This is a genomic window from Streptomyces sp. NBC_01257 (assembly GCF_035917255.1).
Taxonomy (GTDB): domain Bacteria; phylum Actinomycetota; class Actinomycetes; order Streptomycetales; family Streptomycetaceae; genus Streptomyces.
Genome location: NZ_CP108472.1, coordinates 6,057,961 through 6,082,356 on the forward strand (window position 1 = coordinate 6,057,961; position 24,396 = coordinate 6,082,356).

Here is a 24,396-nt window from a genome sequence, read left to right on the forward strand (position 1 = left end):
GGGTCAGGACTCGAAGGTCGCGGCCAGCGCCTCGGCCAGCCCCGGCACCAGACCGGCGCCGGTCAGCACGTCGTTCGGCGAGTCCTTCTCCCGCAGCCGCACGGCGGACTCGCGGGCACCGTCGCGCAGCACCGCCACGGTCATCCGCACCTCCTGACGGTCGGGGTGCTTGGCGACCCACTTGGTCAGCTGGGCGTCGTCGAGACCTTCCGGTACGGAGGCCTCGGCGGACGGCGGCAGCATCAGCCGCTCCACCGTCATCGCGCACCCGACGACGGCGTCGGGCCAGGCGATCGTGGCGAGGAACTCGTCCAGCGCGGTACCTGCGGGAAGCTCCTCCTGCTCGATAGGGGTGAGTGCGGCGGTCTTCGAACCGTCGTCGTCGAGGCCGAGCTGAGCGGCCAGGCCGGGCTCCTGGACCCGCAGCCGTGCGGTGTCGACCAGGGCGAAGAGCCGGGCGGGCTGGTCCCAGCCGAGGCCGGAGATGTACTCGTCGATTTCGAGCACCGCGACGGTGAGCGGACTCGCGGCCATCGGGGGGCCTGAGGGGGAAACGTTGGGCATGGACAACATCCTGCCTCCTTCCGCCCCGGTAACGGGAACTAGGTAAAGCCTCAGTAAGTTGCATAGGTGGGCTCTACGATCGCTGGGCCCGCTCCACACGACCCGCGAACTTCGAGGTGCGCACGTTGGCTTTCCAGATGCCGGACCGCGGCGGAGGCCCGACCGGGCCACGGATCAGAGTCGGCCGCCCGTCCCGGCGCGCCCGAACCCTGCTCATGACACTCGGCGTCCTGGCGATCCTCGCCATGGCGTTCGTCATGTTCTCCGGGTTCTGGACGGACTGGCTCTGGTACAGGTCGGTCGGATTCTCATCCGTCTTCACCACCACTCTGTGGACCAAGATCGGGCTGTTCCTCGTCTTCGGACTGCTGATGGCCATCGCCATCGGTGTGAACATCTGGCTCGCGCACCGGCTCCGGCCGCCGCTGAGCGCGATGTCGCTGGAGCAGCAGAGCCTGGACCGCTACCGGATGAGTCTCGCCCCGTACAAGAAGTGGGTGCTGCTCGCGATCACCGCGCTCGTCGGTCTGATCGCCGGAGCGTCCGCCTCGGGCCAGTGGCGTACCTGGCTGATGTATGTGAACGGGGTGTCGTTCGGTCAGAAGGACCCCCAGTTCCACCTGGACGTGGCCTTCTACGCCTTCGACCTGCCGTGGTACCGCTTCCTGCTGGGCTTCGGCTTCGCGGCGACGGTGCTCTCGCTGATCGCGGCCGCGCTGACCCACTACCTGTACGGCGGGCTGCGCATCACCAGCCCCGGCGCGCGGGCGACCGGGGCGGCCACCGGCCACCTCTCGGTGCTGCTCGGCATCTTCGTCGCGCTGAAGGCGGTGGCCTACTGGCTCGACCGCTACGGGCTGGCCGTGAAGTCCAGCGACTTCAAGGCCACGGACAACTGGACGGGCCTGCGGTACGTCGACGCCAACGCCTATCTGCCGGCGAAGACCATCCTGTTCTGCATCGCCGCGATCTGCGCCGTGCTGTTCTTCGCGACGCTCTGGCGCCGCACCTGGCAGCTCCCGATGATCGGGTTCGGCCTGATGGTCCTCTCCGCGATCCTGATCGGCGGGCTCTACCCGGCGATCGTGCAGAAGTTCCAGGTCCAGCCGAACGAGCAGGCCAAGGAAGCCCCGTTCATCCAGAAGAACATCAAGGCCACGCGGGACGCCTACGACATCGATGACGCGAAGGTCACCGACTACGCGGGCAAGTCGACCACGGACGACGACACGAAGCTGCGCGCCAGCGCGGACGCCGCGGCCAGCTACCGGGTGATGGACCCCAACGTCGTCTCCCCGGCCTTCCAGCAGCTCCAGCAGAAGAGGAACTACTACCAGTTCCCCAAGACGCTGGACGTCGACCGCTACAAGGACGACGCCGGCAAGGAGCAGGACACGGTCATCGGTCTGCGCGAGCTCAACCTCCAGGGCATCCCCAAGCGCAACTGGATCAACGACCACTTCACCTACACCCACGGCTACGGTGCGATCGCCGCCCGCGGCACCACCACCGGCAAGAACCCGAAGGGATCTCCCGACTTCACCGAGTCCGGTCTGCCGACCACCGGTGAGCTGGGCCAGTACCAGCAGGAGATCTACTACGGCGAGAAGACCGAGCAGTACTCCATCGTCGGCGGGCCCCAGAAGGAGCTCGACTACGAGGAGGACGGCGAGAAGACCACCAGCTACAAGGGCAAGAGCGGCGTCAGCCTCTCCAGCGCGTTCAACCGCGCCGCCTACGCGGTGGCCTTCAGCGAGCCGCAGATCCTGTACTCGGGAGCCATCGGCGAGGGTTCGCGGATCCTGTACAACCGCACGCCCAAGGAGCGCGTCGAGGCGGTCGCCCCGTGGCTGACCATCGACGGCGACGCCTACCCGGCCGTGGTGAACCACCGCATCCAGTGGGTCGTCGACGCGTACACCACGACCAACGGCTATCCGTACGCCTCGCGCACGACGCTCGGTGACACCACGGCCGACTCGCTGACCACCAACCAGCGCGCGGTCGTCGCCCAGCAGAACCAGGTCAACTACATCCGCAACTCGGTGAAGGCCACCGTCGACGCGTACGACGGCAAGGTCACGCTGTACGAGTGGGACACCGAGGACCCGGTCCTCAAGACCTGGCGCAAGGCGTTCCCGGGGACCGTGAAGTCCAAGACGGACATCCCGCAGGACCTCATGGACCACCTGCGCTACCCGCAGGACCTGTTCAAGGTGCAGCGCGAGCTGCTCACCCGCTACCACGTCACGAGCCCCGCGCAGTTCTACAGCGGCAGTGACGCGTGGCAGGTCCCGGACGACCCGACCAACAAGGAGTCCGGCGCCGTCCCGCCGTACTACCTCAGCATAAAGATGCCGGACCAGACGGCTCAGAAGTTCTCGCTGACGACGACGTTCACTCCCAAGGGACGGCCCGACCTCGGGGCGTTCATGGCGGTGGACGCCGATGCGGCCAGCAAGGACTACGGCACGATAAGGCTGCTGAGAGTCACCACCACGGTGAAGGGCCCCGGCCAGGTACAGAGTGAGCTCAACGGCAACGACGACGTCGCCGAGTTCGTGAGAAACCTCAAGGGAACCGACTCCGACATCGAGTACGGCAACCTGCTCACGGTGCCGCTCGAAGGGGGCTTCCTCTACATCGAGCCGGTGTACACGCGCGGTGGCACGCAGAACTACCCGCTTCTGCGCAAGGTCGCCGCCTCGTACGGGTCGAAGATCGTCTTCGAGAACAGTCTCGGGGAGGCGCTCAACGCGGTCTTCGGGGTGGACGGCTCCGACACGACCGAGCCACCTGCCGACACCACCGAGCCGCCGGGCGACACCACGGAGCCGCCGGCCACCGGTGACGCCGCGCTGAAGAAGGCGATCGCCGATGCGCAGAAGGCCTACACGGCCGGTGAGGCGGCGCTGAAGGAGCAGGACTGGGTCGCCTACGGCAAGGCCCAGGACGACCTTCAGGACGCGCTGGAGCGGGCTGCCGCAGCGCAGCCCAAGGCCGGCAGTCCGAGTACGACGGACGAGAAGAAGAAGCCGGCGGCGTCGGCGAGTGCCGACAGCGGCGGCTGAGTAACCCGGTAAAGCTTCACCCCCGCGTCGTGGTACGGTTTGGACACAACGACGCGGGGTGGAGCAGCTCGGTAGCTCGCTGGGCTCATAACCCAGAGGTCGCAGGTTCAAATCCTGTCCCCGCTACTGAAAGACGAAGGCCCGGATCCTCCAGGGGATCCGGGCCTTCGTCATGCCGTGGTGGCTATTTTGTGCAGTGTGCGTGAAGTGCGGTTCGTGGGGCACGAGTTGAGCACGGGTGTGTTTGACTTGTCTCCCTGTGGGCATGTCGACAAAACGCTGAAGTGACCTCACTGGCCGCGATATACCAGGTGTGCGCGGGTTGTAGGTGGTGCGACGATGGTATTTATGGGGGACAGGGCAACTCTGTTGGAGACAGGGCGGTTTGTGCAGCAGCGCGTCCATCCGGCGGGAAAAGCGGCGGATATGGCATTTGCCGCTGCCACCGCGCAGTACAACGACCACATCGAGACCGCCGAGACTGCGGAGCGTGCCGCGACCGTCGAGAGTGCAGAGACCGCTGAGACCGCCGACGGCGTAGAGAACGCCGAGAGTGCGGAGACGGCGGCGAGCGCGGACAACGCCGAGAGCGAGGCGCGCCACCGCCGTGCCGCCGACGCGGGGGACACCACGTCGATGAGCGTGCTCGGCGCGCTGCTGCTGCGCCGCGGCGACCTGAGCGGCGCCGAGGCCTACCTGCGTGCCGCCACCGCCGACGGCGACCGTGCCGCGGCCAACAACCTGGGCGTCCTGCTGCACCAGCGCGGATACGCGGACGAGGCGGCCGGCTGGTGGCGGATCGCCGCCGTCGCCGGTTCCGCCGCCGCCGCGCACGCCCTGGGCCGCCACTACCGCGAGCGCGGCGACGAGCCCGGCGCCGAGTACTGGCTGCGCCAGTCCGCCGAGCAGGGCCACGCGCTGGGCGCGTACGCCCTCGCCGACCTGCTGGAACACCGCAGCGACGTGGGCGCCGAGCGCTGGCTGCGCGCCGCGGCCGAGCAGGGACACCGCGAAGCGGCGTACCGGCTGGCCCGGATGCTGGAGCGCCACGCCACCGACGCGCACGACGCGTTCGGCCGCCCCGGCCTGGGTCCGCGTACGGGGCCGGAGTCCGAGGCCGCCGACGCGGTGCGCGGCGCCGCCGTGCGCAAGGACGACAGCCCGGTCGCGGGCCCCGACGCGGAGCGTGTGGGCGAGGCCGAGCAGTGGTACCGGCAGTCCGCCGCCCGCGGGCACCGGCGTGCCGCCCTGCACCTCGGGGCCATCCTCGAACAGCGCGGCGAGCTCAAGGAGGCCGGCCGCTGGTACCTCATCTCCGCCAAGGCCGGCGAGGCCAGGGCCGCCTGCGCGCTCGCCTTCCTGCTGCGCGACGCGGGCGACCAGGAGAGCGCCGCCGTGTGGTGGCTGCGCGCCGCCCAGGACGGCGACGGCAACGCCGCCAACGCGCTCGGCGCGCTGCACGCGGCCCGGGGCGAGCAGCAGACCGCCGAGCGCTGGTACCGCGCGGCGATGGACGCGGGCGACGTCAACGGGGCGTACAACCTCGGCCTGCTCTGCGCCGCCCAGGACCGCACGCCGCAGGCCGAGCAGTGGTACCGCCGCGCCGCCTACGCAGGCCACCGCGAGGCGGCCAACGCGCTGGCCGTGCTCCTGCTCCAGGCCGGCGACGCGACCGGTGCCGAGCCCTGGTTCTCCAAGGCGGCCGAGGCCGGCAGCGTGGACGCCGCCTTCAACCTCGGCATCCTGCACGCCGGACGTGACGAGGACCGCACGGCCCTGCTCTGGTACGAGCGCGCCGCGGCGGCCGGCCACACCGAGGCCGCGCTCCAGGTCGGCATGGCGCTGCTGCACCACGGTGAGGAGCGCGAGGCCGAGCGCCATCTGCGCTGCGCCGCGGGCGGCGGCAGCGCGGAGGCGGCGTTCCGGCTGGCCGGGGTGCTGGACTCGCGGCAGCCGCCGCCGGGGCCGCCCGCGCTCGGCGAGCCGATGCCGGAGAAGTCCGAGTGCGAGGAGTGGTACGAGCGGGCGGCCGAGCAGGGGCACCGCCGCGCCCAGGTCCGCGTCGGCATGCTCGCCGCGGCCCGCGGGGACGTGGAGAGCGCGGGCCGCTGGTACCGGGAGGCCGCCGAGGCGGGCAGCCGCAACGGCGCCTTCAACCTCGGACTGCTGCTCGCCCGGGAGGGCAGCGAGCGCGAGGCCGCGCTGTGGTGGAGCCGGGCCGCCCGGGACGGCCACGGACGGGCCGCGCTGCGCCTCGCCCTGCTGGCCGCACGACGCGGCGAGCTCACCGAGGGGCAGCGGTGGTGCGCCCGGGCCGTCGAGCTGGGACCCGCGGAGGTCTCGGAGCGGGCGGCGCGGCTGCGTGAGGCGCTGCACCAGGAGCTGACCGCCTGAGGGCTGTCCCGCAATTCCCGGCGGGAGCACGACGACAGCTACGGCACCTCTCCCCCGTAGCCTGCACGGCGCGGGGGGACCCCTCCGTTGTCGGGATGCCTGAATACATCCGGTGTTCAGGCATCCCTCCGCCTTGCGACGCACCGCATCCGACGCCGCGCGCTGATCCACCAGGAAGTGCGGGACAGCCCTTGGCGGAGGGTTCTCCGGGACCCCTGGGGCCCCGGGAGAAGGGATTTGCGCTGGTCCAGGGCGTGCCGTACTGTGGAGATCACAACGACGCGGGGTGGAGCAGCTCGGTAGCTCGCTGGGCTCATAACCCAGAGGTCGCAGGTTCAAATCCTGTCCCCGCTACTGAAGACAGAGGGCCGGATCCTTCAAGGGATCCGGCCCTCTGTGCATGTCCCGGGCAGCCCGGCTCAGGGCTTGTGGCCCACCGCCTCGCCGTACATCGCCCGGTCCACGGCCTTCTCCTCCGGCACCGGGTCGCCGGTCGAGACGCCGGAGTCGGCGTAGGCCTTCTGCAGCCGGTCCGTCGTCCCCTTCCGGATCTCCCAGTCCATCCGCATCGACGGTGTCGACCGCAGGGTGGCCTCGTCGGTCTTCATCAGCCGGGCCAGTTCGGTCAGGAAGGCGGGGTCGGACTTGTAGTCGCCGGCGAAGTAGGTGTTCACCGTACGGATGTAGGCGCGGAGGAAGGCGACGCCCGCGTCCGGGTCCTTGTTCAGCAGGTTGGGCCCGAAGAGCACCCCGCCGAGCGGTTCGCCGGCCGGCTGTCCGCCGAGGAAGGCGTACTTCTTGTCGTTGTCGACCTTCCGCCAGATCGGGTCGAGCAGCCAGGCGGAGTCCACGCCGCCGTTCTGCAGGGCGGTGAGCACGTCCGCCGAGCCGAGCTGCTGGAAGCTGATCTTGTCGAGGCCGCCGCCGTGCTTCTTCAGCGAGGTGTCCATCGGATAGGCGATCACCGAGCCCTTGCCGATCATCGTGCCGAGCTTCCTGCCTGCCATGTCCACGTGGTCGGCGCTCTCGCCGTCCTTGAGGCGCACCCACAGGCCGCTCTTCGATGCCGGGTCGGGGGAGAAGTTCCCCGCGACCCACTTGATGGCGAAGCCGCCGTTGATGCCGTTCATCACCGCGGCCTCGGGCGCCGCCCACTGCGCGTCGACGTCGCCCTTGGCGAGCAGGGGAAGGGCGTCCGGGGTGGGCAGCACCTTCAGCGAGACGTCCAGTCCCTCCTTCGCGAACTCGCCCCTGGCGACCGCGACCTGGAGCGGAGCGACGTACTCCGCGCTCAGGGTGCCGGTGGCGACGGTGATCTTCCGCTTCTTCGCGAGGGGCTGGGCGGCCGGCGCCCCCTTGTCGCAGCGGGCGGGTTTGCGGTCGGGCGCGAGGTCGGAGGGGTCGGTCCAGCCCGCGGCGCAGCCCGTGACGGGCTTGACGGTACGCGGTGCGGCGTCGGCGGCACCGGCGTCGTCCGACGAGCTGTTCCCGGCGCAGCCTGCCGCGCCGAGCAGGGATGCCGCCACGAGCACGACGGTGCCGGTGAAGGGGGTACGTATACGCACAGTGCCTCCGTACGGGGAATCGTTCACGACTGGCTGCGGCCGCGGTCGCGCGGTGCCCACGGGGTGAGCAGCCGGCCCGCGATCCGCACCACTTCGGAGAAGACGACGCCGAGCACCGCCACACAGACGATGCCGACGAACATCACGTCGTTCTGGAACAGGGCGCGGGAGTCGAAGATCAGATGGCCCAGCCCGTCGGCCGCCGCGATCTGCTCCGAGGCGACGATGACGAGCACCGCCACGCCCGCCGCGATCCGCGCCCCGACCAGGACGGCGGGGAGGGAGGCGGGCAGCAGGATGTGCCGGAACATCTGCCAGGGCGAGGCGCCGAACACCTGCCCGGCGTCCCGGTGACCTGTGGGTACGGCGAGCACGGCCGCCATCGTCGAGATCCAGACGAAGAAGAAGACGGTGGCGGCGACCAGGGCGATCTGCGGCCCTTCACCGAGGCCGAACATATTGAGGAAGACCGGCAGCAGGGCCAGTTTCGGTACGACGTAGAGGGCGTCGAGCAGCGGTTCCAGTGCCGCCCGGACGAGGGCGAGGGAACCCATGAGCAGGCCGAGGGCGTAGCCCGCGACCGTGCCGATCGCGTAGCCGCCGAGCACCCGCTTGAGGGTGGCCCACACATCCGGCCACAGGGCGCCGTCGGCCGCGCGGTCCCAGCCGTCCGCGAAGATGGTGGAGGGTGCGGGGTAGACGCGGTCGTCGATCCAGGACCTGGCCGCGGCGAGCTGCCAGAGCAGCACCAGCAGGAGCGGTACGGCGACGGCGAGGGCGATCTCCAGGGTGCGGCGCCTGCGGTGGGTGCGTACCGGGTGCAGTTCCTGCGGTCCGGGCCTGCGGACGAGGATCTGCTCGTCGGTGTCCGGGGACTTCACGGCCGTGCTCATACCGGCGCCGCCTCTCCGCGGACCTCGCCGCGCAGCAGTTCCCACAACTCGCTCTTCAGCGCGGTGAACTCGGCTGTCGCCCGGATGTCCCCGGTACGCGGCCGGGCGAACGGCGGACGGTGTTCGGCGATGATCCGGCCCGGTCTGGCGGACATCACCAGGACCCGGTCCCCGAGCACGATCGCCTCTTCGAGGCTGTGGGTGATGAACAGGGTGGTGGTGCGGGTGGTCTGGGTGAGGTCCAGGAGTTCGTCCTGGAGGATCGTGCGGAGCTGGGCGTCGAGTGCGGCGAACGGTTCGTCCATCAGCAGGATCTCGGGTTCGACGGCGAGCGCGCGGGCGATGGCCACCCGCTGGCGCATGCCGCCGGAGAGTTCGGCGGGGTAGGCGCCCGCGAAGTCGGCGAGCCCCAGCCGGGACAGCCAGTCGCGCGCCCGGGCATCGGCCTCGCGGCGGGGCACGCGCTGGATGTCGAGGCCGAAGCGGACGTTGGCCAGGACGGTCTTCCAGTCGTGGATCCCGTAGTCCTGGAAGATCATCGCGGCCGGCCGGGGCGAGGCCGTACGGATCGACAGTTCGCCCGCGCTGGGGCGCAGCAGTCCGGCCGCGATCCGCAGCAGGGTGGACTTGCCGCAGCCGGAAGGTCCGACGATGCAGGTGAACTCGCCCGGCACGATGTCGAGATCGACGGGGCCGAGGGCGGCCAGCGCCCGGCTGCCGCGCCCGAAGGAGCGGGACAGGGCGCGGGCGCGGAGCTTCGGGGCGGTGGTCGGTGGCGCGGTTGCCTGGGGTGGGTTCGGGTGCGGGTCTCCCACGGGTCTCTCCTCGTACACATCGAGGTGCACGGCTGCCGCGGGGGCGGCCGTGATCGCCGATGACGATATGACGACCCGTCAGATTCGGGAAGGGGGTGCGCGGGTAACGGGGTGGCCGGATGGCGCCGGCCGCACGTGCCGAGGGCGCCGTCGGCGGAAGTCCGGTCGGGCGTGGGGGTATACGGGCAACGCCCCCGCCGGATGTCCGGTGGGGGCGTTGGAGGAGGTGGGGGAGTGGCCGGGCTCAGGCGGCCGCGGCGCAGCTCGGGCAGACGCCGCGGTACGTCATCTCCACGCCGGAGATCATGAAGCCGAAGCGCTCGCCGGCCGGCAGGTCCGCCAGTGGATCGCCCGACGGGTGTACGTCACGGATGGCGCCGCACCGCGCGCACACCAGGTGGTGGTGGGGGCGGTGGGCGTTCGGGTCGTAGCGCTTGGCGCGGCGGTCGGTGGAGACCTCGATGACCTCGCCGAGGGTCACCATCTCGCCCAGAGTGTTGTAGACGGTGGCGCGGGAGATCTCGGGCAGCTTGGCGACGGCCCGGGCGTGGACCTCGTCGGCCGTCAGGTGCACATGGTCCCCGTCGAGGACCTCGGCCACGACGCGCCGTTGTGCGGTCATGCGCCAGCCGCGTCCACGGAGTCGTTCCAGCAGGTCACTCATGAGGGCAAGCCTAACAGTGGTGGGGGTCAGGTCCCGAACAGGTGTGACTTTGGAAGCTGCCTTGACTTGGACTAAGTCCATTGTAGGATCGGTTACGGCATTGGCCAGGGACAGGCTGTGCACGCCATGACGGCACTACGGCATGACGAATGTGCAGGAACGACGCAGGAGGCGCACGTGACACAGGGACCGCTCACCACGGAGGCCGGAGCCCCGGTGGCCGACAACCAGAACAGTCAGACGGCGGGCGTCGGCGGTCCCGTGCTGGTGCAGGACCAGCTGCTGATGGAGAAGCTGGCGCACTTCAACCGGGAGCGCATCCCGGAGCGCGTCGTGCACGCCCGCGGCGCCGGTGCGTACGGCACCTTCACGCTGACCCGTGACGTCTCGCAGTGGACCCGGGCGAGGTTCCTCTCCGAGGTCGGCAAGCAGACCGAGACGTTCCTGCGCTTCTCCACCGTCGCGGGCAACCTCGGCTCCGCCGACGCCGTGCGTGACCCGCGCGGCTTCGCGCTGAAGTTCTACACCGAGGACGGCAACTACGACCTCGTCGGCAACAACACCCCGGTGTTCTTCATCAAGGACGCCATCAAGTTCCCCGACTTCATCCACACCCAGAAGCGCGACCCGTACACCGGCTCGCAGGAGGCGGACAACGTCTGGGACTTCTGGGGTCTGTCGCCCGAGTCCACCCACCAGGTGACCTGGCTCTTCGGCGACCGCGGCATCCCGGCCACGCTGCGCCACATGAACGGGTACGGCTCGCACACCTACCAGTGGAACAACGAGGCCGGCGAGGTCTTCTGGGTCAAGTACCACTTCAAGACCGACCAGGGCATCAGGAACCTCACCACCGACGAGGCCAACCAGGTCTCCGGCATGGACCCGGACAGCCACCAGCGTGATCTGCGCGAGGCCATCGAGCGGGGCGAGTTCCCGTCCTGGACCGTGCAGGTCCAGATCATGCCGGCGGCCGACGCGGCGACGTACCGCTTCAACCCGTTCGACCTCACCAAGGTGTGGCCGCACGCCGACTACCCGCCGGTCGAGATCGGCAAGCTGGAGCTGAACCGGAACCCGGAGAACATCTTCGCCGAGACCGAGCAGTCGGTCTTCAGCCCCGCGCACTTCGTGCCCGGCATCGGCCCGTCCCCGGACAAGATGCTCCAGGGCCGTCTCTTCGCGTACGGCGACGCGCACCGCTACCGCGTCGGCATCAACGCCGACCACCTGCCGGTCAACCGCCCGCACGCCGCCGAGGCCCGGACCCACAGCCGCGACGGCCACCTGTACGACGGCCGCCACGGGGGTGCGAAGAACTACGAGCCGAACAGCTTCGGCGGTCCGGTCCAGACCGACCGCCCGTTGTGGGAGCCCACCCAGGTCAGCGGCGGCACCGGCACCCACGAGGCTCCCGCCCACGCCGAGGACAACGACTTCGTGCAGGCCGGGAACCTCTACCGGCTCTACTCCGAGGACGAGAAGAGCCGTCTGATCGACAACCTCGCCGGGTTCATCGCGAAGGTCTCGCGCGACGACATCGCCGAGCGCGCGATCGACAACTTCCGCCGGGCCGACGGGGACTTCGGCAAGCGGCTGGAAGCGGCCGTCCAGGCTCTGCGCGGCTGAGGCCTCGACCGGACACACCCGCGGGGCGGGGCGGCGGATCATCCGCCGCCCCGCCCCGCGTTCCGAATGCCCCGCCTTACAGGGTGAGCCGGTGCACACCTCCCTGCACCGTGCCGACGTACAGCCGGTGGCCGTCCGTGGCGAGGCTCGTGGCGTCCAGGTTCTGCAGACCCGTGGAGATGTTCTGCCAGCTCCGGCCGCCGTCGGTCGACCGCAGCACGCCCCGGCCCCCGCGCGGCAGGGCCGTCTCCCAGATGTTCGTCGTCGAGGCGTAGAGGGTGTGGCCGACCTTCAGCAGGTCGCTCACCCGCAGCGGCAGCCGGCCCGTGTCGGCGGTGCGGAACGTCCGGCCGCCGTTGTCGGAGATCCGGATCGAGTCACCGCCGATCAGCAGCTGCGAGCCGGTGCGCTCGATGGTGTCGACGCGGCCGTCCGCCACCTTGCTCCGCGTGGCGCCGCCGTCGTCCGAGCGGTAGAGCCCGTCGGGCGTGCCCAGCAGCAGCTTCTCCGGGTTCCGGGGGTCACCGGATACGGCGGTGAAGTACGTGTCGTGGCGCAGGTTCTTCCACGTCGCGCCGCCGTCCTCGGTACGGAACAGGCCGCTGCTCAGCTGGTTGCCGTACCCGACGTAGATCCGGTCGGGGTCGGCCGGGTGCACGGCGAGGGAGAACACCTGGCCCGCGCCGTGGCCCTTCTGCTCCCAGGTGGCGCCCCGGTCGCCGCTCCGCTCGACGGAGAATCCGCCGAACGCGTCGGCCTGGGTGCGCCACAGGACCCTGGAGTCCTGCGGTGAGACGACGAGCTGCGACGTACCGCTGCCGATGGTCCCCTCGCCGCCCGTCGTGCCCCAGTCGGGGTTCGCCGCCGGGACGGTGGTGCGCTGGGTGCCGATGTCGTCGGCCGCCAGCAGGACGTCACCGCTGACCACGACGTCGTTGACGGTGCCGCCCTGGATGCCGATGCGGCGGTAGTCCTCGCCCTGCGCCGTGCCCCGGTAGATGCCGTTGCTGCTCTCGGACAGCGTCAGCGAGCCGTCGCTCCAGCGGTCGATGTCGGTCACGACGGAGGCGTCGCTCACTCCGGGCAGGAGCGTCCAGTTCCGGCCGTGGTCACGGCCGGCCTGCACGCCGTCCCCCGTGCCGAGGTAGAGATCCCCGCCGGTGGCGGTGAGTCCGCTCGCGCCGTGACCCGGGTCGATGAGCGTCGACCAGTTCACGCCGCCGTCGTGCGAGCCGACGACGCCGGTGCCGATCACGTACGCCGCCACCACACCGCTGTCCGCGGCGATCTGGACGGTCGGGCCGCCCTTCGAGTCGTACACCTGCCGTGCCTCGCCGAGGACGCCCGAGGCGACCCCGGACCTGGCCCACACGGCGTCGCCGGTGGCGAAGTACAGCGTGTCGCCGCCGATCGCCGCGTCGTAGACCGTGCCCGGTACGCCGGCCGGGCCGGCCGACCAGTGGTCGCCGCCGTCCGTGCTGATCTGCAGCCCGCCCTCGGTGACCGCGATCAGGGTGCGGGTGCGCTCGTCGGAGACGAGCTGCGAGATCACCGAGTCGGGGGTGTCCAGGGTCTGCCAGGTGCGCCCCGCGTCCTCGGTGCGCAGGATCGAGGACGTACGCGGGAAGTTGCTCGCGCTGTTGACCGTGTACCACCAGCGGTCGGCGTTCTTCGCGTCGATGACCAGGCTGCCCGTGTCGACCTGGTCGGTGACCGGGAGCCGGTCGAGCTGACGCCAGGTGTCACCGTCGTCGGTGACCCAGGGACCGACCTTGCCGCCCTGGGTGAGCGCGGCCCGGCCCGGACGGTTCGCGGCGACGGTGATCTGCCCGCTCGCGTCGTACGGACCGACCGGCGTCCAGCGGCTGTGCCGGCTGTCGGCAGGTGTCACCTCGAATCCGTCGCTGCCGCGCAGGGTCTGTCCGGTCGTGGTCCTGGCGCGGACGGACACCAGATGGGTGCCCTCGACCGCACCGGTCACCCGGGCCTCGTAGACATTGCCGGAGCGCAGTGTCGCCCGGATGTCCCGGCTGCGGCCGTGCGGCGGCCTCACCGTCACGACGGGGGCCTCGGCGAGCGGGGCCGGGGTGAAGATCGCGATGCCGGACTCGCCGTCGCTCGGATCGGGGCCCGCCTGGACGAACAGCTGCCGTACGACGAGGAGGTAGGGCACCCGCAGGGCCCTGCCGCCGGACGGGGTGAGGGTCACCTCGCCGCTGATCTCGGCCTCGCCCCCGGGCCGGTCCGCCCGCACGGTCACCGTCGCGGTGGCGCTGCCGCCGGCCGGGACCCGCAGGGTGCGCGGCGAGACGGCCGCGTCGCCGCTCACCCCCAGACGTACCGAACGTGCCTTGTCCGAGGCGTTGTTCACCGTCAGTTTCCGGGTCCCGCCGACGGTGGAGCCCGCCGTGTCGGCGAGGCCGTACGACAGCGAGCTCGGCGTGGTGGTGATCCCGGCATCGGCCGCGTCGGCCGCTGCCGGGATGTCGAGCCGGCCCGAGCCGTAGCTCGTCGGCTCGCTGTCCGCCACCTTCTTCGACGCGCCGGTCAGACCGGAACGGACCTGGTCCGGGGTCTGTTCGGGGTGGAGCTGGCGGATCAGGGCCGCGGCGCCCGCGACGTGCGGGGCGGCCATCGACGTACCGGACATCCGGTAGTAGCCGGGCGCGTACACCGACTTCGGGACCGTGGACAGGATGTCGTAGCCGGGTGCGACCAGGTCGGGCTTGAGGTTCCAGCGCAGGTCGGGGCCGCGCGAGGAGAACGACGGGATCCGGTCCGTCACGTCCTCACCGGTGAGGGTGATCTCGACCTTCCCCGCGCCGAGCCGCGCCGACAGCTCCTCGTACTGGGTGGAGTCGATGCCGAGCATGACGACCGAGTCCATCCGCATCGAGTCGCCGGAGTCCTTGACGCCGGCGCTGTCCGCCGGGAGCCGCAGCGGGTCGCCGCCGATGCCCGCGTCCGCGGACCGGCCGCCGGGCACGGAGAAGACCGGGCCGCCGCCCGAGCCCCCGCCGATGAGCGCCACGGCGCCGCGCCGTTCGGCCTCGCGGGCCTGCTCGATCTCCCACGTGGTGACGTCCTGCGCCTGCTCGGACACCGGCACTTCGAGGCGCACGGCCTTGCCCGTGACGTCGCCGGCCCGCTCCCAGTCCTCCGGGGCGCCCTGGCCGACGTCGACCAGCTGGGTGGTCAGCGGCTTCGCCGGCGGGTTGGCGGACAGGACTCCGCGGTAGGTCTGGATCTTCTCGCCGTCGCGGTAGGTGGCGCCCGGCAGGCGCAGCCCGCTGACGGAGGCGCCGACCGCGATCACCCCGTCCGCCGCCGCGGGCGATCCGACGGTGCCCGCGCCGGGGCCCTCGTTCCCGGCGGCGGCGACGACCACGACTCCGGCCCGGGTGGCGGCCGTCGCCGCCAGGCCGAGCGGGTCGCTGCCGTCGCCGTATCCGCCGATGCTGAGGTTGATCACATCGGCGCGGTGCGGGTTGGCCGGGTCGATCGCGGCCTCGATCCCGGCAACGATGTCAGAGGTGGTGCCTTCGCCGTTGGCGTTCATCACCTTGTACGCGGTGAGCTCGGCCCCGGGGGCGACGCCGGTGACGCCGCCCTTCGCGGCGGCCCTGCCGGCGATGATCCCGGCGACGTGCGTCCCGTGGCCGTTGTCGTCCATCGGGTCGTCGTCGCCGTTGACGAAGTCGTGCCCGGCGACCACCTTGTGGCCCTCGCCGAAGCCTCCGCCCAGGTCAGGGTGGCTGTAGTCGACGCCGCTGTCGAGCACGGCGACGGTCACGCCGGCGCCGTCGGCCGCCGCACCCGACGGGTCCTCGCGCTTCCAGACCTCCGGAGCGCCGATGAGCGGCACGCTGTCGCTGGTATACATCCTGATCTTGGCGTCCGGCTGCACGGACACCACCCCGGGCAGCGTCCGCAGCGCCTGCACCTCGGAGGCCTTGACCGTCACGGCCACCGCGTTGACCAGCAGGTTCAGCTTGCGGGGCGAGGTGGGGCGCAGACCGGCGCTCTTCGCCCGGTCGAGGAACGTCTGCTGCCGGCCGGCCACGGCCCGGCGTGCCGAGGCGATGTCCGCCGTGCCGGCCGAGCGGAGCCGGCTGCCGCCCGAGGCGGCCGCGTCGCCCTCCAGGGTCACGATCACCCGTTGCGCGGGGTCGTCCGCGGGGGTTGCGGTCGCGGACGGGGGCGCCGCGGCGAGCAGTCCGCCGAGTGCGGCGGACAGGGCGATGCCGGTGGTCAGCGCGCGCCGGTGGGCCCGGCCGGATCTTCGGACGGAGCGGGGTGAACGAGGGACGCGTGGGATTGCCATGACAGATGCCTAATCGCCGAGGCATGTCCGGGACAACGATTTGGGCTGGCCCATTGCTGTCACTGGCACACACGGGCCATGATCCGCCGCATGTCGCATCTCACCGCAGCCGGTATCGACCCGTTCGACGAAAGTGTCTACCGGGCCATCCTCGTCCGGCACACCGCCGGCCCCGCGGACATCGCGGCCGACCTGGGCTCCACGCCCGAGCGCACCGGCAGGGCACTCGACAGGCTGCGGGAGAACGGCCTGGTCGGACGCCTTTCCGGGGCCCGCCGCCGCTATGCGGCGATCGAACCGAGCGGGGCGGTCGACGCCCTCGTACGGGCCCGGACCGCCGAGCTCGACGGGGTGCGCGCGGCGGCCGGCGAGCTGTCCAGGCTCTTCGCCACGGCCCGGCAGGGCAGCTCGGAACAGGTCGAAGTGATCGACGGCAGCGAGGCGTTGGGCCGGTGGTTCGTACGGTTGCAGCAGGAGGCGCGCGCCGAGGTCATCACGCTCGACCGTCCGCCGTACGCCCTCACCACGTCCAATCCGGTGGAGTCCGCGGCCCTTTCGCGAGGGGTGCGCTATCGCGCGGTGTACGCCCCCGAGGCCCTGGAGTGGCCCGGTGTGCTCGACGACATCCGCGAACTCGTCCGCCACGGAGAGCATGCCCGCGTCCTGCCCGGGCTGCGGATCAAGCTCGCGATAGCCGACCGCAGGCTGGCCCTGATGCCGCTCACCCTGGACTTCACCACGAGCGTGCGCGCCGCCGTCATCCGTCCCTCGGCCCTGCTCGACGGGCTGATCGACTACTGGGAACTGTGCTGGCGCACCGCCACCCCGCTGGACGCCCCGGCCGACGACCCGCTCGGCGCGGAGGACCGGCAGATGCTGACGTTGCTGGTCAGCGGCCTGAAGGATGAGGCGATCGCCCGTCAGCTGGGCTGGTCGGTGCGGACGATGCGACGCCGGATCAGCAGGCTCCACGAGCAGTTGGGGGCGGCGAACCGCTTCCAGGCGGGGGTCATCGCGGCGCGGCGGGGCTGGATCGAGGGCCCCGCGGGCATCGGGGCGGACGGCGACGCCGGCCTCTGACACTGCCCGAAGACGGGCAAAGGTGTGGGTTCTTGGAGCTTTCGTGGTCCCAATTCCACGATTGTGACCGCGAATTAACAATCACCCCTGGCGCTTTCGGTATACCGGACCGAATACTGCGGGGCGGTCCGAGGGATGTCCTCCCTCTCCATATGTGAACGGACTGCACCAGGAGGCATGTTGAACACCAACGCACCGAGATCGGGCGTAGCGGTCATCGCCGCCGCGGCCGTCTTCGGCCTGACGGCGGGGATGATCTCCTCGCCGGCCGTGGCCGCGCCGCAGCCACGGCAGACCGGGCGGCAGTCCCTGCCGGCCGGGGACGCGGCAGCCGCCGCCGAGCACTGGGTCACCCTCGTGACGGGTGACCGGGTGGCCGTCGACGCCAAGGGGCAGCCGGTCGTCCTCGACCGGGCGCCCGGACGTGAGCGCATACCCGTCGAGGTCCGCCGCACCGGTGACCACACCCTGGTGGTGCCCGCGGACGCGGACCGCCTGATCACCCAGGGGGTTCTGGACCAGCGGCTGTTCGACGTCACGGAGCTGGGCGGCTCGGCCTACCGGAGCGCGGCGGGGCTCAAGCTCGTCGTCGGCTACGACGGCGCGGCGAAGACCTCCGGCTCCTCCGCGGCCGGTGCCAGGTCGGCGCTCCGCTCGGCCGACGGCGCGAAGGTCACCCGGACCTTCCCCCGGCTGAACGCGGAGGCCGTGACCGCACCGAAGGAGGGCGCCGCCGACGTGTGGCACGCGCTCACCGCACCGGACGCGCGCGCCGCGGCTCCCGGGGTGCGCAAGGTGTGGCTGGACGCACCGGTCAAGGCCGCGCTCGATGTGAGCGTGCCGCAGATCGGCGCACCGGACGCCTGGAAGGCGGGCTTCGACGGCACCGGCGTCAAGGTCGCCGTCCTGGACACCGGCGTCGACGAGACCCACCCCGATCTCGCAGGTCAGCAGCTTGCGGAGAAGAACTTCACCACCGACCCGACCGCCGTGGACGGACACGGGCACGGCACGCACGTCGCCTCGACGGTCGCCGGTACCGGAGCGAAGTCGGGCGGGAAGTACAAGGGCGTCGCCCCGGGCGCGCGCATCCTGGACGGCAAGGTCCTCAGCGCCTCCGGCAGCGGTGACACGTCCTGGATCCTGGCCGGCATGGAGTGGGCGGTCGCGCAGGGCGCCGACATCGTCTCCATGAGCCTGGGCGCCACCGACACCCCGGGCACCGACCCCCTCGAAGAGGCCGTCGACCGCCTCTCCGCCGACGGCGGACCGCTCTTCGTGGTCGCCGCAGGCAACGCCGGCCCGTCCGCCAACGGCACCATCGGCAGCCCGGGCAGCGCGGACGCGGCCCTGACCGTCGGAGCCGTCGACAAGCAGGACGGCATCGCGAGCTTCTCCAGCACCGGTCCCCGGCTCGGCGACGGCGGCATCAAGCCGGACGTCACCGCGCCCGGAGTCGACATCGCCGCGGCCCAGGCGGCCGGCACCCACATGGGCACTCCGGTCACCGACGGTTATGTATCCGCCAGCGGTACGTCCATGGCGACCCCGCATGTGTCCGGTGCCGCCGCCCTGCTGAAGCAGCAGCACCCCGACTGGTCGGGACAGCGGCTCAAGCAGCTGCTCTCCTCGGCCACGAAGCCGGGCGAATACACGTCCTACCAGCAGGGTTCGGGACGCATCGACCTGACGCAGGCCATCGTCCAGACGGTTGTCTCGGAGACCGGCAGTCTCAACTTCGGCAAGCAGGCCTGGCCGCACGAGGACGACGCCCCCGTCACCAAGTCCGTCACGTACCGTAACAACGGCACGGAGCCCGTCACCTTCGATCTGTCCCTGACGGCCACCGCCCCCGGTGGCCAGGCGGCGCCCGAGGGTATGTTCGCCGTGTCGCCGAAGCAGCTCACCGTCCCCGCGGGCGGGACCGCCGAGGCGGCCGTCACGGCCGACACCCGGACCGGTGGCACGGTCAACGGTGCCTACAGTGCCCGGATCACCGCGACCGGCGGCGGCCAGATCGTGCGGACCGCGGCGGTCGTGAACCGCGGCGACGAGGCGTACAAGGTCACGTTCGAGTACATCGGCCGGGACGGAAAGCCGGCGCAGCACTTCAACGGCAGCCTCACCGGCACCTCGGACACCGTCGTCGGCAACACCTTCAGTCTCGCCGAGGGTTCCAGCACGACCGTCGAGGTCCGCAAGGGCACTTACTTCGGCACCCACGCCCTCTATCCGACCGGCACAGGCGAGGACTTCACCGGGATGGACTGGATGGTGCAGCCCGCCCTCACCGTCGACCACGACATGACGGTCACGATCGATGCGCGTACGGCGAAGCCCGTCGACATCACCGTGCCTGACCGCGGCGCGGAACCGCTGCTCGCCCGGACCGGCGTGGAGCTGGAGTGGCTGCTGCCGATCGCCCGCTTCGCCCTCACCAACTCCTACCGGGACATCCGGACCGCGCAGGTGGGGCCGGACCCGAAGGAGGAGCTGCTCCACGAGTTCATGGGGACCTGGAAGAAGAAGTCCGACGGCACCGAGTACAACGTCGCCTACGGCGGCAAGGGTGTGCCCGTCGGCTTCGAACGGCACCTGGGCAGTGAGGACTTCGCCACCACCGACGTCCGGCTCGGCTCCCCGCTGCCCGGCCGCCAGGGCAACCTGATGCTCACGCCGAACACCGGCACCGGGGTCGGCACGTCGTTCGCCGTCGTCAACCCGCTCCCCGCCGCGTACCGGATGTACCTCAACACCGACGCCGAGCTGACCTGGGATCTCTCGTCGCGGCAGATCGACGCGGACGGTCAGCTGGAGGTGCAGCAGCGCGACACGGGGCGCACGTTCACCCGGGGCCGCAGCTACCGGCTCGACTACAACATCGGGGTCTTCGGCCCGCGGGTGAACGGTGTCACGGCAGGCGTGCAGCGCTCGGGCGACGCCATCACCGCGGCGTTCCCGATGTTCGCCGACGGTGCCGGTCACACCGGCGCCACGGTGTGGGACGCCGAGGCGACGAAGACCGCGCTCTACCGTGACGGAGAACCGGTCGGGACCAGCACGGCGCCGCCCACCGGCGTCCGCTTCACGGTTCCGCCGGGGAAGGCCGCGTACCGGCTGACCACTTCGGCGGTCCCGGCGAAGCCTGCCGCGGTCTCCACCCGGATCGACGCCGCGTGGACCTTCACCTCGGACACCGCCGCCTCGCCGACGATGCTGCCGGTGTCGACGGTCCGCTTCACCCCGCAGCTCGGTCTCGACTCCACCGCCCGGGCCGGCCGGCCGCAGCTCGTGCCGGTCACGGTGGAAGGTGCCGCGGCCGGCAACACGAAGTCGCTGAAGGTCTCCGCCTCGTTCGACGGCGGGACCACCTGGCACAGGGCCGTGGTGCTGCACGGGACCGCGCTGCTGCTCACCCCGGCGGCGGGCGCCACGGTCTCGCTCCGGGCCGAGGTCACCGACCGGCAGGGCAACACGCTCACCCAGACGGTCATCGACGCCTACCGGGCGAAGTAGCACCGGCTGACCGGCCGGCTCCCGTGTGCGCGGGGCCGGCCGGTCACACGTCCGGACTCAGCCGACCAGCTCCACCGGTTGACGGCGGGCCGGCGTCCAGCAGCGGATGATGTCGCGCACCGACACGATGCCGACCGGCCCGTCGTCGTCCAGCACGATCAGATGCCGGAACCCGCCGTGGGTCATGGCCGCGGCGGCCTCCTCCAGGGTCCAGGTGGGTGCCGCGAAGACCACATCGGTGGTGGTGTGGGTGGAGGCGGTCTCCGTGTCGGGGTTCTGGCCCGATCCGACCGCGTTGAGGATGTCGCGCTCGGTGATGATGCCGAGCCCGCAGGTGTCCGGGTCGTGGACGACGGCTGCTCCGATACGGCGTGCCGACATCAGCCGGGCGGCCTGGCGGAGGGTGTGGGCCGGGCCGATGGTGAGGACCATCGTGCTCATGGCGTCTCGGACGAGCATGAAGGGAGCCACCTCCTTCGTGAAGCGGCTCGTGAGCCGATTCACAAGTTCACAAGCGGGGGGACTCTCAGAGTCGCACCGATGCGGGACGGCAACAAGGGGGAGCGAAGATCATTCGAGGGGCGTGCGGTGGTGCGGCACGCCCCTCGGTTGTCCTATATGCCTGATCAGGGCCGGGAACCCCGGCCCTGCCGGGTCAGTAGCGCTGGTTCAGATAACCCAGCAGTTCGTCGTGGAGCGTTCCGTTCGAGGCCGCGGCATTGCCGCCGCCGGGGCCGTCGACCCCGTCCAGGCCGGTGAACCGGCCGCCCGCCTCCTGCACGATGATCGCGTTCGCCGCCATGTCCCAGAGCGAGAGCTCCGGCTCGGCGCAGATGTCGACCGAACCCTCGGCGACCATCATGTACGGCCAGAAGTCCCCGTACCCGCGGGTGCGCCAGCAGGCCCGGGTCAGGTCCATGAATCCGTCGAGCCGGCCCTGCTCCTCCCAGCCGGAGAGCGAGGCGTACGCGAACGAGGCGTCCGGGATCCGCTCCACCTTCGAGACGTGCAGCCGGCTCGCGGAGGTGAGGCTGCGGCCGGAGAACGCGCCCGCCCCCTTCGCGGCCCACCAGCGCCGGTTCAGCGCGGGCGCGGACACCAGGCCGACCACCGGCTGGAAGCCGTCCTCGCCCGCCTCCATCAGCGAGATGAGCGTCGCCCAGACCGGCACGCCGCGCACGTAGTTCTTGGTGCCGTCGATCGGGTCGATCACCCAGCGTCGCGGTCCCGTCCCCTCGATCCCGAACTCCTCGCCCAGGATCGCGTCGCGCGGCCGCGCCCGGTGCAGGTGGCCCCGGATGAGTTCCTCGGCGGCCTTGTCGGCCTCGGTCACGGGTGTCATGTCCGGCTTGGTCTCGACCTTGAGGTCCAGGGCCTTGAACCGGTCCATCGTGGTCGCGTCGGCGGCGTCCGCCAGCACGTGGGCAAGGCGCAGATCATCGTGGTAGTCGGGCATGCCGTCACAGTATCCACCGCGGATGTGCGGAGCCACAGGGCCCCGGTGCCTGCCCGGACCCTTGACAGTCCGGGGGAGCGCCTCAACTCTGAAACGCAGGCCCTGGGGCGTGGGAGGCGACGATGCCGACAGCGCGGGACGCACTGCTGGACGCCGCACACGCGGCGCTGACCGTCCGGCCCTGGCAGGCCGTGCGCATGGTCGACGTGGCCGCGGCCGCCGGGGTGTCCCGGCAGACCCTCTACAACGAGTTCGGCAGCAAGGACGGACTGGCCCGGGCCCTGGTCCGGCGGGCCGCCGACCTCTATCTGGCCGGTGTCGAACGGGCCCTGGGATCCGCCGGCGGCACGGGCGACCGGCTGGCCGCCACCGCCGCCTGGACCGTCCGTTCCGTGCGGGCGAGCGCCCTGGTCAGGGGTTTGCTCACCGGCTGCTGGGGCGAGCGGTTACCCCGCCCCGGCCCCTCGGCGCGGCGTACCGCGTCCGTCGTGCCCGCGCAGCGCCGGGCCGATGCCGGGCTGCCGACCCCCGCCGAACTCCTCGGCCACGTCAGGGACCGCGCGGTGGCCGCCCTGGACGAGGGGCGCCCGCCGCACGACCCGGCGGCCCTGTCCGTGACCTGCGAACTCGCCCTGCGGCTCGCCCTCTCGTACGCGCTGGTGCCCCCGCCCCCCGGGACGGCGGGGGACGGGGTGCCACTGGTGCGGGACGTGGTGGAGCGGGCGGAGGGTGCGGCTACTTGAGCCAGCCGACCTTGGTGTAGTCCGTGTCGGCCAGGCCGAATGCGCCGTAGTTCGCCAGCCCCTTGCGGACCGCGATGATCTGCGGGCGCTGGTAGAGCTCGATGGAGTGGCCGAGCTTCCAGATCTCGACGTCCGCCTCGTTGTACAGCTTGACGGCCTCGGCGTGATCGGTGGTCCCGGCGGCCTTCTTCAGCAGTCCGTCGATCTTCGGCGAGCCGACCGAGCCGAAGTTCTGGAAGAGGTTCTTCCCCTTGGGGCTCGTGAAGACCGGGGTCAGCATCGTCTGGTACACGGCATCGACGTTGCGGAAGCTGACGATGTCGAAGTTGCCGGTGTTGACGAACTTGTTGAAGTAGTCGTTCGCGGGGACCTTCTTGATGCTCACCTTGATGCCGACCGCGCCGAGCATCTGCTGCACCAGCTCCGCCTGGTCCGTCGCGGCCGACGTGGAACCCGCGCTCAGCGTGTAGTCGACCGCGAGCTGCTTGCCGCCCTTGGTGCGCGGGCTGCCCTCGCCCCGGTCCTTCCAGCCCGCCGCGTCGAGCAGTTTCTTCGCCTTCTCGGGGTCGTACTTGTCGAACTCGCTGGAGTTGTCCTGGTACCCCTCCTGGTTCGGCATGAAGAAGTGGTTGTTCAGCGGCTTCAGTTCGAAGGAGAGGTCCTTGCTGAAGCTCTCGTTGACGCCCGCGCGGTTGATCGCCGCCTGGACGGCATGGCGCACCGCCACGTCCTTCAGCGGGCCGCGGCCGCCGTTGAGCGTGATGTGCACCTCGTCCCAGCGGGCGCCGCGCCTGATGTCGGTCCCGGTGTCCTTGACCAGGCGCTTGTAGTCCTCGGGCAGCAGCGCGGTCGCCGTGTCGGTCTCCTTGTTGAGGTAGGCCTCGGTCTCCGCCGCGGAGTCCAGGACGCGGTAGACGATCGTGTCCAGCTTCGGCCTGTTCCCCCACCACTTGGGGTCGGGCACGAGGGTGACGGTCTGCGCGGTCCTGTCGTACGTACCGACCTTGAAGGAACTGCCCGTGACCACGGCCTTCTGCGACCAGCCCTTGTTGAACTTCTCCGGGGTGTCGATGTACGAGGCCGGGTACAACGGGTCGAAGAGGCGCTGCCAGTCGGCGTACGGCGAGGCGAAGGTGACCTTGACGCCGTGTGCGCCGGAACCCTTCTCGACCGTGGCGATCTGGTCGTAGCCCGAGGTGTCGACGGCCTCGAAGGCCTCGTCCGATCCGTTCAGCGCCTTCCACTGGGCCTTGAAGTCCTGCCAGCTCAGCGGCTTCCCGTCGGACCACCTGGCCTTCGGGTTGAGCGTGTACTCCACCACCTGGGGGCTGGTGGAGGTGACCTTCGCCGAGACGAGGAAGTCGGGGTTGGCGTGGATCGCGCCCTTGGCGTCGGAGTCGAACAGGTCCGGGAGCACGGCCCTGATGATGTCCTGGGCGTCGCCCTGCTGGCCGTCGACCTGGTTGATGTTGTACTGCGTGATCCACTGGTCGATCCCGAACCGCAGCGAGCCGCCCTGCTTCAGGTCGCTCACCGGGTGGACGTTGAGGCTCTGTCCGTCGGCCTTGGGCGCCGTCTGCTTCTTGGCCGCCTTGCCGTCCCCGTCGGAGGAATCGCAGCCGCTCACCGCCAGGGTGGCCGACAGGGCTGCGGCGACGGCGATCACGGTGGTTCTGCGCATC

Annotated in this window: 15 protein-coding genes and 2 tRNA genes; 8 read left to right on the forward strand and 9 right to left on the reverse strand. The window is 71.0% G+C overall.

Going from position 1 to position 24,396, the window contains the following annotated elements; translation table 11 throughout:
• Positions 1 to 3 precede the first annotated feature (3 nt).
• Entirely contained in the window at positions 4 to 573 is a 570-nt protein-coding gene (locus tag OG408_RS26500) for a PPA1309 family protein (RefSeq protein WP_266782633.1), read from the reverse strand.
• A gap of 128 nt (positions 574 to 701) precedes the next feature.
• Between OG408_RS26500 and OG408_RS26505 the strand changes: the two genes are divergently transcribed.
• The 4 genes from OG408_RS26505 to OG408_RS26520 all read left to right on the forward strand — a co-directional run bounded on the left by OG408_RS26505 (position 702) and on the right by OG408_RS26520 (position 6,383).
• A complete protein-coding gene (locus OG408_RS26505; protein WP_285564693.1) occupies positions 702 to 3,635 on the forward strand; it encodes a UPF0182 family membrane protein in 2,934 nt (977 codons plus the stop codon).
• A gap of 52 nt (positions 3,636 to 3,687) precedes the next feature.
• Positions 3,688 to 3,761 (forward strand) — tRNA-Met (locus OG408_RS26510).
• A 213-nt stretch (positions 3,762 to 3,974) separates the two neighbouring features.
• Positions 3,975 to 6,029, forward strand: coding sequence for a tetratricopeptide repeat protein (locus OG408_RS26515; protein ID WP_326672331.1), 2,055 nt, complete (start codon positions 3,975 to 3,977; stop codon positions 6,027 to 6,029).
• Positions 6,030 to 6,309: 280 nt separating this feature from the next.
• Positions 6,310 to 6,383: transfer RNA gene (locus tag OG408_RS26520), tRNA-Met, on the forward strand.
• 65 nt (positions 6,384 to 6,448) lie between these two features.
• Here OG408_RS26520 and OG408_RS26525 read toward each other — a convergent pair.
• From OG408_RS26525 to OG408_RS26540, 4 genes are all read right to left on the reverse strand, one after another.
• A complete protein-coding gene (locus OG408_RS26525; RefSeq protein WP_405405372.1) occupies positions 6,449 to 7,594 on the reverse strand; it encodes an ABC transporter substrate-binding protein in 1,146 nt (381 codons plus the stop codon).
• A 23-nt stretch (positions 7,595 to 7,617) separates the two neighbouring features.
• Complete coding sequence (locus tag OG408_RS26530; RefSeq protein WP_326672332.1) at positions 7,618 to 8,487, reverse strand: ABC transporter permease; 870 nt, start codon at positions 8,485 to 8,487, stop codon at positions 7,618 to 7,620.
• Complete coding sequence (locus tag OG408_RS26535; RefSeq protein WP_266782639.1) at positions 8,484 to 9,302, reverse strand: ABC transporter ATP-binding protein; 819 nt, start codon at positions 9,300 to 9,302, stop codon at positions 8,484 to 8,486. Before OG408_RS26535 ends, OG408_RS26530 begins: the two co-directional genes overlap by 4 nt.
• 244 nt (positions 9,303 to 9,546) lie before the next feature.
• Positions 9,547 to 9,966 (reverse strand): Fur family transcriptional regulator, encoded by a 420-nt coding sequence (locus OG408_RS26540; protein ID WP_266782641.1) that lies wholly within the window; start codon positions 9,964 to 9,966, stop codon positions 9,547 to 9,549.
• Positions 9,967 to 10,092: 126 nt separating this feature from the next.
• Here OG408_RS26540 and OG408_RS26545 point away from each other — a divergent pair, with 126 nt between their 5' ends.
• Complete coding sequence (locus OG408_RS26545) at positions 10,093 to 11,595, forward strand: catalase (RefSeq protein ID WP_323178017.1); 1,503 nt, start codon at positions 10,093 to 10,095, stop codon at positions 11,593 to 11,595.
• 76 nt (positions 11,596 to 11,671) lie between these two features.
• Here the strand turns inward: OG408_RS26545 and OG408_RS26550 are convergent, their stop codons facing one another.
• The gene (locus tag OG408_RS26550; RefSeq protein WP_326672334.1) at positions 11,672 to 15,919 is read right to left on the reverse strand and encodes a S8 family serine peptidase; all 4,248 of its coding nucleotides are present in this window, start codon (positions 15,917 to 15,919) and stop codon (positions 11,672 to 11,674) included.
• A 90-nt stretch (positions 15,920 to 16,009) separates the two neighbouring features.
• Here OG408_RS26550 and OG408_RS26555 point away from each other — a divergent pair, with 90 nt between their 5' ends.
• Both OG408_RS26555 and OG408_RS26560 read left to right on the forward strand, forming a co-directional pair.
• Positions 16,010 to 16,999 (forward strand): helix-turn-helix transcriptional regulator, encoded by a 990-nt coding sequence (locus tag OG408_RS26555; protein WP_266782647.1) that lies wholly within the window; start codon positions 16,010 to 16,012, stop codon positions 16,997 to 16,999.
• A 177-nt stretch (positions 17,000 to 17,176) separates the two neighbouring features.
• Positions 17,177 to 20,515: a S8 family peptidase gene (locus OG408_RS26560; RefSeq protein ID WP_326672336.1), complete on the forward strand. Its 3,339-nt coding sequence runs from the start codon at positions 17,177 to 17,179 to the stop codon at positions 20,513 to 20,515.
• Between the two features lie 57 nt (positions 20,516 to 20,572).
• Here OG408_RS26560 and OG408_RS26565 read toward each other — a convergent pair whose 3' ends face one another.
• Positions 20,573 to 20,974, reverse strand: a complete 402-nt coding sequence (locus OG408_RS26565) for a CBS domain-containing protein (RefSeq protein WP_326672338.1) — start codon at positions 20,972 to 20,974, stop codon at positions 20,573 to 20,575.
• Positions 20,975 to 21,170: 196 nt separating this feature from the next.
• Positions 21,171 to 21,971, reverse strand: coding sequence for a histidinol-phosphatase (hisN, locus tag OG408_RS26570; protein ID WP_285564610.1), 801 nt, complete (start codon positions 21,969 to 21,971; stop codon positions 21,171 to 21,173).
• A gap of 122 nt (positions 21,972 to 22,093) precedes the next feature.
• Between hisN and OG408_RS26575 the strand changes: the two genes are divergently transcribed.
• On the forward strand, positions 22,094 to 22,714 hold the full coding sequence (locus OG408_RS26575; protein WP_326672341.1) for a TetR/AcrR family transcriptional regulator: 621 nt from the start codon (positions 22,094 to 22,096) through the stop codon (positions 22,712 to 22,714).
• On the opposite strand, the gene OG408_RS26580 is transcribed toward OG408_RS26575, so the two are convergent.
• Positions 22,707 to 24,395 (reverse strand): ABC transporter family substrate-binding protein, encoded by a 1,689-nt coding sequence (locus OG408_RS26580; protein ID WP_326672343.1) that lies wholly within the window; start codon positions 24,393 to 24,395, stop codon positions 22,707 to 22,709. The genes OG408_RS26575 and OG408_RS26580 overlap by 8 nt on opposite strands.
• Between the last annotated feature and the right edge of the window lies 1 nt (position 24,396).